This window comes from Corallococcus exercitus (genome assembly GCF_003611585.1).
Classification (GTDB): Bacteria; Myxococcota; Myxococcia; order Myxococcales; family Myxococcaceae; genus Corallococcus; species Corallococcus exercitus.
Genome location: NZ_RAVW01000284.1, coordinates 1 through 12,430, shown reverse-complemented (window position 1 = coordinate 12,430; position 12,430 = coordinate 1). Strand labels below are relative to the sequence as shown.

Below are 12,430 nucleotides of genomic sequence, written 5' to 3'. Positions count from 1 at the left end.
AGATGTGTATGAGAGACAGGGACGGGCATGCGCGAGCGCGACGGGTGACGCCAGCGGACGCCCTTCGCCCGGGGGAAGGGCGCCTGGAGTACGCCTGGCCGCGGTGGCTTCGCCCGAGAGGAAGGCGCGTGGAGCGCGTCCGAAAGGAGAGCGCCGGGAGGGCCCGGGCGGGGCGGCGACGCTCAGGCGGGGTGCGCGCAACGCGAGCAGCGGGCGCATCACCTCGGAGGCGGTGGCCGGTCCGGTCCTGGCGCGAGCCAGCTCGGCCCCGGTGCGGGCCACTCCGGCACGCAGGGGAGCCACCTCGCTCCTGACGCGAGCGCTTCCGGGCCCCGGGACCGTGGGCTCGGGTGTGGCGGGTGTCAGGTGCCCGAGGCGGACCCGCGTCCGGGCCATCACGGCGCGCGAGGCGGATTCGCTTCCGGCCCCGGCGCGAGCCGCCTCTGCCCCCATGGAATCCACCCGGGCACCCAGCCGGGTCAGCCCGTTCGATGCTTGGGTCACCTGGTTGCGCAGTCGAGCCGTCTCGCCCTCCGCCTGAGCCACCGCGGCCCGGAGGCGAACTGCCTCGGCCGCGGCGTCGACTCCCTCGGCGCGGAGGAGGGCGGTCTCGGCTCCGGCGCGGGCCACCTCGGCCTGGGGTCGAGGCGTCTCGTTCCTCGCCTGGGCCACCTGGGCTCCGAGGCGAGCCGCCGCGCTGCTGGCCTGGGCGGCCTGGGCGCGCAGCCGGGCCGCCCCGATTGCGGCCTGCTCGGCCCGGGCGCGCGCATCCCCGGGGCTGGCGCCATCCAGCCCGCCGCGGCTCACGTACCCGAGGCGGAGTCGGGGCTGCCGCTCGCCTCGCGCCGTCGCCCCCACCGGGTCGACCCGCGGCAGCAGGCGCTGGAGCAGCGTCCGCGCCCCCTGGAGGTTGGCGCCGGGCGCATTCCCCTGCACCGTCACCCCGGAGGCGCCTCCCACCACGAACCGGAACGTCAGCGCCAGGTGCCGGGTCACCGACACGCGCGCGGGCGCACCCGCGGACACCCGGTACAGGTGGGCGAGCGTGGGCGGCATCCACGGCGCGGCCCCGCGCTGGTGGCGCCGCAGGATTTCCTGGGCGGACCCCTGCGCGGCCCGCAGCATCGCCGGCCAGCGTCCTGGCGCCCGGGGCCGCCCGTTCACCTCAGAAGCCCCTGGGGTTGAGGAGCCCCTCGTGGACGAGCGTGAGGGACTGGACGGCGATCTGGGGTGACGTCGCATTGAACTCCGGCCCCTCCCAGGCGGTGGGGTACGCGCGGACGAAGTTCCACCACCTCAGCGGGATGCCCACGTGGTTCATCAGGTAGATGGTGCCGTTGCGCCGGCTGATCTTCCCGTCGATGACGTCCTGGTACCAATGCCACAGCAGGTCCACGTCGGACACGCCGCGCCGCAGGACGAGGTCGCCGTAGCTCGTCTGGCCCGGCAGCTTGTACTCGTGCGTGTTGACGCCGCCCTCGCGCATCGACTCGACGGAGGTGTTGATGCGCAGCCCGGAGACCTCGCTGAAGCCGCCAGCGATCATCCCCTGGATTTCCACCAGGAAGTTGTAGCCGAAGTACGGGTCGTCCCGGATGCCCAGCCGGGCCGCCGCCGCGGCCGCCGCGCCGCCTCCGATGACCGCCATGGGGCTCCTCCGCTTGCTACAGGTCGAGCAGCGACTTCTCCTTCTTGGTGGAGCCGCCGACCTCCCGGTTGATCCTGCTGACCTCTTCGCACCACCTGCGCCGGTCCCGGTGCTCGAGTTCGAGCAGCGTGTCGTGGTCCCAGTGCAGGTAGTACGCCAGGAAGGCTATCTCCTCGTGCAGGGCGTCGAGGGGATAGCCTCTCAAGGGCCCCGGCTGGAATCCATTTCCGTCTCGAACGCGTGGCTGCACTTCGGGCAGACGGTGTCGAGCGTGTTGCGGCCCCGCTCGTTGATGCGGTTGTACATGTCCTGCAGCATCGTGAAGTCCGCCGCGAACAGGTTCTCGATGACCTTGGGCGACACGACGGGCAGGTTGCCCAGCCGCGTCACCACCCGCGACAGCAGGATGACGGACAGGTAGCTGGGGTTCTGCTGCACGCGCGGGTCGCGCAGCGGGAGGATTTCATCCCCCGCCGTCGCCAGGCGCATCGTCCCTTCCTTGTGCAGGTCCCCGCCCTCGTCGGCGTACCCGAGCTTCAGGGTGAAGGGAAACTCGGTGATCAACGCGGTCATGCTGTCTCCCCGGCGTGCTCAGTCTCAGCGCGCGCGCTTGATGGTCTCCAGCGCCAATTCCATCGTCTCGATGAGCACGTCGCTGCTCTTCGCGTCGAGATCTCCCGCCTGATACTTGGTCGGCCACACGTTGGCCAGGTCCCACCGGAGGGCATCGTTGCCCGCGTCATCCACGACGATGACCGACACGTTCTTCCGGCCGCCGGGAGCGCCCGCGCCCAGCGCGCTGACCAGGCGCCACCACTCGTACAGCTCCTGCGAGCTGGAGATGCCGCGCTTGAGCGTCAGCGTGCCCACCTTCGGCATCCCCGACAGCTTGCGCGTGTACGGGTCCGTGCCCTCGCGGTAGTCGACCGCATCCATGGACTCGTCGGGGATGGTGGCGTTGCTGAACGCCGCCACCAGGATGCCCTGGATCTCGATGCGGAAGCGGAAATTCTTGTACGGGTCCGTTCTCTCGGTGGCCATTCGGGATTCCGCCTCGTGGAGTGCTTCGGTGCGCTACTCAGCCGGTGGGCAGCGTCGCCTGCTGGATGCGGATGATGACGAACTCCGCGGGCCGCACGGGCGCGACGCTGATGTCGATGAAGAGCTGGCCCTGGTTACGCGTCTCCGGCGGGTTGTTGCCGGCGTCCACCTGCACCAGGAACGCCTCCGCCTCCCGCGCGCCGAACAACCCGCCCGCCTGCCACACCGACGTCAGGAACTGCGTGACATCCCGGTTGACGGCGCCCCAGAGCTTCTGGTCGTTCGGCTCGAAGACCACCCACTGCATGCCCCAGTAGAGGGAGATCTCGATGTAGATGAGCAGCCGCCGCACGCTGATGTACGTGAGGCTCGGGTCGGTGGACAGCGTCCGCGCGCCGTACGTCACGATGCCGTAGCGCGGCAGGTTCCGGATGGCGTTGATGCCGTTGGGGTTGAGCACGTCCTGGTCGGTGGTCGTGAACAGCGTCGTCAGCCCCACCGCGGAGGCCAGCTTCCCGTCGAGCACCCCGGCCGGCGCCTTGAACACCCCCACGCGGCGGTCCGTCTCCGCGTACGTCCCCGCAATGGCGCCGGACGGCGGAATGGGCACGCTGCGCGAGGTGAGCCCGTTGAAGAAGTCCATCCACGGGCAGTAGAGCGCGCCATAGGACGAGTTGAGCGCGTTGCCCGCGGGGACGAGGCCGCTGGAGGACGCGGTGCCGCTCTTGAAGGCGACCAACTCCTCCACGGTGAGCCCCACCGGCGTGTCCGCGATGAGGAACAGGTCGCGCGGCGTGCGGCTCTCGCAGTAGGTGAGCGCCTGCTGCACCAGCGTGCGCTGGGTGCCGTAGTCGTCCACCATGCCCGTGTCCGGGAGCACGAGCAGGTTGATGTCGTTGAGCGGGTTGAGGGACGTGAGCGCGGAGGCGTAGTCGGTGGGCGTCGTCTTCGCATCCCCCGCGCCGCCCGCCAGCGGCGCCGGGATGATGACGTTGGGGGGCCGGGTGCCGGTGATGTCCGTCACGGAGGCGCGGATGAAGAGCGACTGGCTGTTGATGCGCGACTCGATGGCGCTCTGCGCGGTGACCACCGGCTTGGCCAGGTCCGCCGACGTCAGGCCGGAGAACTCCTCCAGCACCCAGAAGGTCTGGCTGCTGGTGGCCACGCTGGGCAACTGGTTGCTCACCACGTAGCGCGCCACCAGCGCGTCCAGGATGGTGGGCGGGGTGCCGGTGGGGGGCGCCGCGTAGAGGACGCGCAGGACGAAGGTGGGCTTGGCCGTCGCCGACGGCGGGTTCTCCATCGGGAAGTTCTCGATGAGGACGGCCAGCTTGTTGCCCCAGACGCCCGGCGCGGCAGCCCGGACGGTGAGGCTGCCCTGCACCGAGGTGGCGAACGTCATGCTCGCCGGTGGGTTGGCCGCCGCCCGGACGACGTAGCAGAGCGAGCCGCCTTCCGCGAAGAAGTTGTAGACCGCGAAGGGGACGTTGTGGCCCCACACGAAGTTGCCGAACGTCCGTGTGAAGGCATTCCAGCTGTCGATGAGGACCGGTTGGTTCACCGTCCCGCCCTCGGTCCACCCCACGAAGACGGTGGTGCTGGTCCCGACTCCCGAAATCTGCTGCGGCCCCGGAAGCTCTTCGATGTAGACGCCGGGGTGCCGGTACGCGTTCGCCACGCATCCACCTTTCGCGAGTCAGCCCGCGAGTATAGGGAGCGACTTCCGCTGGTTCAACGAATTGCCCGAGCGCTCGCGGGCTGGAGCGCCAGGGTGAGCACCGCGTTGGAGTCGTCTGGCTTCTCCGGGACGGTGAAGGTCGTGTCGAGCGGCTGGTACCCGGGCGCGATGACGCGCGCCATCTGGCGGCCCGGAGGCAGGCCGATGAAGGCGTGGAAGCCATCCGGGGTGAGCCGCGACTCCCACCGGGGCTCCGGGGCGGGGAAGTGGAACGCCACGCCCGCGGTGAGCACCTCGCCCGAGCGCGCATCCGTCACCTGGATGGCCACCGACAGCCGGGCCCTCACCTTCAGCCGGGTCGGCGGCGTCATTCCTCCTCCTTCGCGGCGGGCTCCACGCGCACGTCATAGGTGGTGGTGACTTCGTAGACGCGCTGCACCGGCTGCTCGGTGACGCGGGGGATGCTGACGGGCGTCACCGTGTAGAAGAGCGACAGCCGGTAGGGCTTGTTGGGGAAGCTGGCCCAGACCTGGTGGATGTCGTTCAGGCCCAGGTTGTCCGGGACGATGGTGAGGTAGTCATTGCCGGTGGCGCGCAGCCCGCCCTTGAGCGTGTCCTTCTCCAGCACGGTGGCGTCCGCGAACAGGCGCTTGAGCCGGTCCATCAGGATGAGCTCCAGCTCCGCGTTCTGCGCGTAGGCGACCATCAGGTACATCAGGTCGACGACGGCGGGCGCGGCCCGGCGCACGAAGCCCTTGGGGGTGCGGACGAGGGAGTCAGGCGTGTTGCGCAGGTAGGGGTTGTCCGCCATCCGGTAGAGGTAGACGAGAATCACCGGGCGGCGCCCCTGGGTCGCCGTCTCCTCGCTGGCGGGGGAGTGGTACTCGACGTCCACGTCCCCGGGCTTCTCGATGAAGACGTTCGCGCGAATCAGCGCGCCCAGGCTGACGCTGACGTCTCGGAGCACCGTTCCACCTGCGTTCGCCATGGCTCGCTGTCTCCCTCGTGATGCCGCCGCCCCCGGACGCTACCCGACGGCCGGCCGGGAGGGGAGGTGCGGCTAGAACCCTCCCGACTCCAGCCCCACTGACACCAGCAGGTCTAGGAGCATGGACTTCAGCCGCGCGTCCTCCGGCGAGGCCGGCACGAGCGCCCCGAGGTACCGGCGCAGCTCCGCCCGCTTCTCCTTCCCGAGGAGCACCAGCAGGTCGCGGATCTGCTCCGGGTCATTCCGCGACTCGCGGATCCGCGGCTCGAGGAGCCGCCACTCGTAGGAGGGGTCTCTTACGAGCTGCTGCAGGTGCAGCTCGGCCTCCGAAGGGGGCAGGACCGGGAAGGGCCCCGGTTGGGTGCGGTCCAGCCGGTAGTGGTACACGTACCCGCGGAGCCTCGCGTGGGCCGCCACTTCCGCGGACACCGGCTGGACGTTCTCGTCGCTGGCGCGGTACCACTGCTCGCCCCGTCTCACGTAAGAGATGTAGTGGCCACTCCTGGGGCTCATCCCCAGGTGCTGGGCGAAGCCCTCCAGCCTGTAGATGTAGTGGTTCCCGTCCGGGGTGAGCGCCCCGGAGATGCGCAGCTCCTCGCCCACGTTGATGACCTCCAGCCGCGGCGAGTACTGCCTGGTGAGCTGGTTGAAGTCGTACCGCATGAGCTGCACCGTGAGGTCCTGGGGCATCGGGCCCTGGAGCGTATGGCGGTGGATGATGTCGCCGCCCCGGTCCGCCTCCCGCTGGGGGTTGCCATAGAGGTCCGCCATCAGCTCGTCGATGGTGCGCCCCCGCGAGAGCGGCAATGCGCCGAGGCCGCCGAGCTGGACGAGCGGCTCGTTGCGTTGCTGGGTGTGCGCGTAACGGTCAGGCACGCTCCAGTCGTGCCGCTCGAGCGGGCTGACGGGCGCGTGGAAGAAGTCCTCCATCAGGAAGCGGAAGAACATCGCCGCGTCCTGCTGGCTGGCGGCATCGTCCCGCGTACCCTGCAGCCACCCGGCGGCGATCAGCGCCGTGCGGAACGCTTCCATGGTGTCGCGGGCCACGGTGTCACCGCGCTGGATGGCGGTGAGGACACCGCGCCCCAGCTCGATGACCGTCCGCCGCTGGGCCGTGAGCCCCTCCACGGGCTGCTCGAACAGCGCGCGGTAGGTGGGGGAGAGCGCCACCAATTGCATCATCGAGGCGAGGTAGCAGGTGTTGCCCGCGTTCTCCAGACCGCCCACCGCCAGCCGGGCCTGCTCCCGGGCGAAGGACACCGGCCCCAGGGACAGGGCTCCCACGTCGATGCGCTGGGCCGTCTCGGGGCCCGGCTGCGTGGGCGTCCTGGGCGCGGACGTGCCCTCGGGGGGCGTCGTGTCGGAACCGCCCGGCGACGGAATGCCGCGAAGGGTGCTCACGCGGAACCGGGAATAGGAGATGAGCTTCTCGCGCAGGGCCTCGTTCTGGATGCCCTTGACGGCCTTGGCCGTCCTCAGGAAGTCCGCCACCAGCTCATTGAACGCGACGGTGATGACCTCCTGCTTGAACTCCACCGGCAGGGCCTGCTGCTTCGCGAACTCACGCACCCGCTCGGCGAGCTTGGTCAAGGTGGGGCTCAGTTCCTGCAACAGCCGCCTGGCCTCCGTCTTCGGCTTGGTGGGGTCCACCTCCTTGCCCTCGCCAAGCTTGCCCATGGCCGGTCCGAGCTGGGGACTCAGTTCCTTCCTGAGGCCCTCCTTCATGTTCGCCACGTACGTGGGCCGGCGCTGACGCAGCTCCTCGTCCGACAGCTCCGAGGCGAGCCGGCGATCGCTGGTGGACAGCTCGTCCTTGCCCGGCTTGCGCAGGTTCTTCGTGTAGTCCTCCAGCCATTGCTTCTGCCCGGCGCGCTCGTGGGCCTGCTGCAGCCCCCGGTGGTACTGGATGTTCTCGGTGGGAGCGCCCATATAGGTGAGCAGCCGGACCTTGAGTTCCTCGTCCTTGGCCTTGCGCAGCTCGGCGTTGAACGGCTGCGCGAGGATGCCGGTGCCGCCCGGCATCAGGCCCCCCCGGGGCGTCTTGATGTCGAACGTCTTCCACTGGAACATCTTCACCACCCCGCCAATCGCCTTGCGCTTGAGCCCTCCGAAGTCCGGGAAGTGCTCATGCTGCCGCAGGATGGCGTACTGATGGGTCGCGCGGTCCTGGGAGATGATGGGCTTGCCCTTGTTGACGGGGCTGCCGTGCTCCGTCCGGTTGGCCTCCGCCTCGGGCACGGCCGTGGTGGCGACGCCCTTGAGATAGTCGGAGCTCACCCGGAAGTTGACGCTGTAGGAGCGATCGCTGCGGTTGTTCAGCCACCACACCATGCGCGCCCGGTCCGCGAAGTTGATCCACACCATCGCGTCTCCCGACACGTCGAGCCCGCCGCTCGCGGTGTCGACGAGCCGGACGGAGCTCTTGATTCCCGCCAGGAAGTCGCCGCCCTGGACGCGGTAGGCGGGCACCGGCACCGGGACGTCGTCGCGCGCGGTCGCCCCGGGGCGGTCCACGTAGAAGAAGTGCTCCTTGAGCACCACCCGGGTCGCCGTGTCGAAGATGTCCACGTTGATGGACCCGGTCCGGGTGTACGTGTTCCGCCGCCCCCACTGCTGCGCGGCCAGCAGGAGCGCCTCGGCCCTCAGCAGCCTGCGGTCCTTCGGCTTGCGGCGGGACGCGTTGAACAGCCTCCTCACCTCGGCGCCGCCGGTGAGCCCGCGAGGCTGGCGCGCCCGCCCCCAGTAGGTGCTCCACCGCGCGCTCTCGGAGGGCCGCGCCTCCAGCACCTCCGGAGCCTCCAGCTTGCAGGCGATGATTCCGGACGGGGCGTGCTCGATGAAGGAGATGCGCAGCGGCACCTCGTGCAGCTCCTCGTTCCAGGCGGTGAAGGTCGCATGGGCGGACACCGGGGTGCGCTCCACGCTCGGTGTCAGCCCCCCTGACTCTGGCACGGTCCGCGCGGGCCGCGCCTCGCGGGAGTGCACGAGCTGGTCGTAGCGCAGCGTGGCGACGGGGGTGGGCTCGTCATTGAGGTAGACTAGGCAGTAGAGCTTGTAGACCCCCTTGTGCATCCAGGTGGCGTCGAACCGCTCACCGCCGGCGCCTCGGGTGCCCCGGGCCTCGCCGCTCTCGTGCCGCAGGTAGTACCACTCGTAGCGGGCCGGCTGCCCGGAGTGGTTGCGCACGGTGTATCGCACCGGGTCGCCAGTGAGGACCTCCTGCTCCTCGTGGTCGGACTCGATGCGGAGCGTGCTCTCGGGGGACGGCTCCTTCTCGCCCGCCGTGAGCTTCTCGGCGAGGACGTCCTTGTGCGCGAGCGACAGGTAGTGGCTCGGCAGCGCCGTGGGGGGGATGTCCTTGAAGTAGTCGAGGACCTTGGCGTAGCCGAAGCCATTCGCGTAGTCGACGTCGATGATGAGGTCGGGGAAGGGCTGCTTCTTCGGCCGGATGTCCAGGTAGGGCTCGGCGGCCTTCATGATTTCGTAATAGGTGTGGTCATGCGCCGGCAGCATCCAGCCGAGGCACGCGAGCAGGACGTCATCGAGTTCCGCGCCCGTGAAGCCCAGGTACTTCGCGCTGCGCATCACCCGGTCCGTGGTGCCGGAGAGCGCCGCGCCCACCTTCACCCGGAGCAGCTCGGATGCCTGCATGAAGGGGCTCTTCGGGTCCAGGATCCAGAACTTCACGCCTGGCTTCCACGGCAGCTTCTTGTCCCGGGTCTCCGCCAGCAGCTCCTTGCGGAATGCCTCCTGGGCCGTCTCGTCCCACTTCGCCTCGGTGGTGATTCCCTGCTTCTTCTTGAACCGCGCCAGCCGCTCGGCGAGCTCCTCGGGCTTGTAGAAGGCCTGCCCCAGCTCGCGGTAGGTGAGCTGGAACGGCGTGGACTCCAGCTCGCCCGGGGTCTTGTCGCTGGTCTGCTGGCTGGGGGGCGCGTAGGCGCGGTCGGTTCCCTTGCGGCTCTCCTCCAGGGAGTTCTTGGCATTCAGGAGCGACGGTCCGAAGAAGTTCATCCCGAACCTCCGCTCCGCGAGTGACTCCGCCAGCTTGTCATCGGCGACTCCCAGCTCCGCCCGGCGGTCCTCCGCCTGCTGCTCCTTCACGACGGGGTCCAGGTTCTTCACCTGGGCCTCCAGCGTCTCGGTGAGCAACTGCTCCAGCTCGGCGTCCGGCCGCTTCCGGCTCTCCGTATCGCGGATGGTGCCCCCCAGCTTCGTGAAGGCCGCCTCCAGGACGTGCTTCTTCAGCCGCCGCTTCAATGCCTCGGGCTCGACATCGCCCGCGCTGGCCTCCTGGAAGAGCTTCGCCTTCAGCTTCTCTTCGTGCTCGGCGAACACCCGGTCCATCAGGACCTTCAGCCAGCCGAGGCCCGCGGAGAAGCGCTTCTCGTGGGTCTCCAGGTCGGTGACGAGCAGCGCCTTCTTCTCGGCCACGCCGCCGAGGAGCGCGTACGTGTCCGTACTGCTCGGCTGCGCGCCCGCGTAGCGCAGGCGCATGACCAGCTCCACCATCCCCCGGAAGTTCGCCCGCTTCTTCGCGTCGGTCGTCTCGTCTCCGACGATGCTTCCGCCGGTGACGAAGTCCAGGATGCCCGCGGCCAGCGCCTCGTCGTCCTCCTTCTGCTGCAAGGCCTCCTCGCGCGACAGCACGGTCTTCGCCTTCTCTCCCTGCGACTGGAGGAGGGCCTTGCGTTCGAGGTCGATCTCCATCTGCACCCATTCCATGGCGCGCCGGAAGTATTCCTTCTTCTGGCGCTTGCCCACGTACGGGTTCAGGCCCTGGAGCGTCTGGACGCGGGTGACGTGCGCGACGTCCCCCAGCTGGCTCGCGAACTCCTTGTCCAGCATGGCCGAGTACTCGGAGAGCAGCTTGTTGAACGTCTGGTTCTCGGCCATCGCGACGTAGAACATCGACATCTTCTCGCGGAAGGTGCCGGCCCGGAACACCTCCCGCATCACCTCGGGGTTGGCGCCCACGCTTCCGGTGATGTCCGTGCGGCCCTTGCTGCCGAAGATCTCCTGATAGTGCGCCTCGAGCGTCTTCTCCTTCTGGCGGGCACTGTTGAAGTAGACCGTCTCAGCCAGGAGCACCGAGCGCTGGAACAGCTCGTCCGCGATCTTCTGCGCGCGGGCGTCCTCGCTGGCACGCCTGCCGATGTATTGCTCGAAGTGGGTGGCCGCCTCGTGGAACTGCTCCTCGGCGGCGCGGTCGACCGCCTCTCGCTGGGCGTCCGAGAGCTGGTGGTACTTGAGGCGCTGGACCACGCCTCCGCGGGTTGCGCTCCGGTGGGGCCCGGGGGCGGGGGCTCGCACGGGCCCCATCGGCATGGGCGTGGACGCGGCGCGGGCGCCCAGGGCATCCGCCTCGGCCTCGAGCGCGGCGTCCTCGTTGAGGGACGTGCCCTTGAACTGGGCGGTCGCTCGCACCCGGCCGGAGCGCTGCTGCACCACGTGCGCCAGTTCATGCCCGAGCAGTTCCTGGCCCCGCCGGGTCTCCGGGGCGAAGTGGCCAGGCGCCACGTGAATCTGGTTTCCCTGCGTGTAGGCCAGCGCACCCAGTTCCCGCGCCCGCGACGAGCCCGGGTGCACGCGCACGTCGGAGAAGCGGGTGCCAAAGGCAGACTCCATCTTCGCGAGCACGCGCTGGGGGATCCCCGTCGGGTGGGCGGTGTCGGACGGGCGGAAGCTGGCCGAGGGAGGCGCTCCGGTCCCCGGAGGGGGGCTGGCACCTTGGGGCTCGCGGGAGTCCTCCGGCGAGGCGGGCGGGGCATAGGCCAGGGCCTGGGCGCGCGTCCCGGGCCTGCGGGGCTCGGGTCGGATGGGGGCCCACGGCAGGCGCTGGATGCTGGGCGCGGAGGCGCCGTCAGCAGGCGTAGAACCGGAGGAGATGGCCTCCGGCGGAGCTGTCGCGCCGGTGGCCCGGGTGCCTGGTGGGGTCGCTCTCGCTTCGAGCGTCGGGCGCTCGTCGGGCCCGCGAGCCTGGCGTGTCATGATCCCGAATGGCTGTGTCGGAAGGCCCTTGCGCGTGGGCGGTGCGGGAGGTGGCTGGCCTCCATTGGTGGGACGGCCCGCCTCGGCCTGTCCCGTGGAGTCGAGCATGGGGTGCCCGCGTCGCAGGACGTCGTCGAGCGCGGCCTCCACGCCCGAGATGGGCTCTTCCTCTCGCCGCGGCCCGGGCGCCTCGTGGGCGTGTGCCGGGACGCAGCCCGGAGCCGGGCTGGCGGTACGGGACGACTTCAAGACGGCTCCGGTCAGGCAGGAAGTCCCGGAGACTCTACCTCGTCTTCCTCCGTGACAGGTCGCTGCCAGGGCCCCTCCAGCACCTGGCGGTGCAGTCGCGTCCGGTCGTGACAGCAGCGGGGCCCGCTCATGCGGCACCAAGCGCGGCCCTTCAGCTCAGGGGAGAGTGGCGGTAGGGCACGGGAATCGAACTCGCCAGGGACTGCTCTCGCAGCCCCTCACCGGTTTTGAAGACCGGGCCGGCCACCAGGTCCGGAGGCCCTACCGTCGCGGATTACCGCCGCTCCGGCCCGGCCCGTCAACCACTGTCACGGCTTGCGCGCGGAGACCACGGCGTATTCGTCGCAGTTGAACAGCGCGGGCCACTGGAGCTGCTCCGGCGTCATCCGCATCGCCTTGTGCACGTCCGCGCGCACCTGGTGCAGGGACGTGCTCCCGGGGTTCTTCTCCAACTGCGCCATCCCTCGCAGCGCCACGATCGCCGTGTTCACCGCCGGGTACACGTCGTCCGCGATGGACTCCACCTTCGCGTCCTGGAACCCCGCCCGCCGCAGCTCCGACAGGTAGCGCTCCGTCGACCAGACGTTCTCCTCCGGAAAGGCAATCAGCCCGCGCCAGTAGCGGTAGCGCAGCCGCTGCCGCAGCCCCGCGCCCGATTCGCGGTCCGTCTTCTGCGCCATGTCCGCCATCACCAGCCGGCCTCCCGGCTTCAACACCCGGAACGCCTCGCGCAGGAAGTCCTGCCGCGTCCGGAAGTGCATCGCGGACTCCAACGCGAACACCACGTCGAACGACCCCTCGCCCCCCGGCAGCGCCGTCGCGGAACCCACCTCCAGCC

10 protein-coding genes and 1 tRNA gene are annotated in these 12,430 nt (G+C 69.8%); all 11 read right to left on the bottom strand.

Annotated elements, in window-relative coordinates; translation table 11 throughout:
* On the bottom strand, positions 1-1,125 hold a 1,125-nt coding region (locus D7W79_RS28650; RefSeq protein WP_439099248.1), incomplete at its 3' end, for a hypothetical protein.
* A gap of 40 nt (positions 1,126-1,165) precedes the next feature.
* Entirely contained in the window at positions 1,166-1,648 is a 483-nt protein-coding gene (locus D7W79_RS28645; protein WP_120528566.1) for a phage tail protein, read from the bottom strand.
* A gap of 16 nt (positions 1,649-1,664) precedes the next feature.
* The gene (locus D7W79_RS28640) at positions 1,665-1,853 is read right to left on the bottom strand and encodes a DUF6760 family protein (protein WP_120528565.1); all 189 of its coding nucleotides are present in this window, start codon (positions 1,851-1,853) and stop codon (positions 1,665-1,667) included.
* Positions 1,850-2,221, bottom strand: a complete 372-nt coding sequence (locus D7W79_RS28635; RefSeq protein WP_120528564.1) for a hypothetical protein — start codon at positions 2,219-2,221, stop codon at positions 1,850-1,852. The genes D7W79_RS28640 and D7W79_RS28635 overlap by 4 nt, the downstream gene beginning before the upstream one ends.
* Positions 2,222-2,245: 24 nt before the next feature.
* Complete coding sequence (locus tag D7W79_RS28630) at positions 2,246-2,689, bottom strand: phage tail protein (protein ID WP_120528563.1); 444 nt, start codon at positions 2,687-2,689, stop codon at positions 2,246-2,248.
* Positions 2,690-2,726: 37 nt separating this feature from the next.
* Positions 2,727-4,367: a phage tail sheath family protein gene (locus D7W79_RS28625; protein ID WP_120528562.1), complete on the bottom strand. Its 1,641-nt coding sequence runs from the start codon at positions 4,365-4,367 to the stop codon at positions 2,727-2,729.
* A gap of 53 nt (positions 4,368-4,420) precedes the next feature.
* Positions 4,421-4,738 carry a hypothetical protein gene (locus tag D7W79_RS28620; protein ID WP_120528561.1) on the bottom strand — a complete coding sequence of 106 codons (318 nt, stop codon included), beginning with the start codon at positions 4,736-4,738 and terminating at the stop codon, positions 4,421-4,423.
* Positions 4,735-5,355, bottom strand: a complete 621-nt coding sequence (locus D7W79_RS28615; RefSeq protein ID WP_120528560.1) for a Pvc16 family protein — start codon at positions 5,353-5,355, stop codon at positions 4,735-4,737. The genes D7W79_RS28620 and D7W79_RS28615 overlap by 4 nt, the downstream gene beginning before the upstream one ends.
* Positions 5,356-5,427: 72 nt before the next feature.
* Positions 5,428-11,343 (bottom strand): eCIS core domain-containing protein, encoded by a 5,916-nt coding sequence (locus tag D7W79_RS28610; RefSeq protein ID WP_147442101.1) that lies wholly within the window; start codon positions 11,341-11,343, stop codon positions 5,428-5,430.
* A gap of 416 nt (positions 11,344-11,759) precedes the next feature.
* Positions 11,760-11,858, bottom strand: a tRNA-Sec gene (locus D7W79_RS28605).
* A gap of 42 nt (positions 11,859-11,900) precedes the next feature.
* Positions 11,901-12,430: class I SAM-dependent methyltransferase (locus D7W79_RS28600; RefSeq protein WP_147442100.1), on the bottom strand; the 530-nt coding region annotated here is incomplete at its 5' end.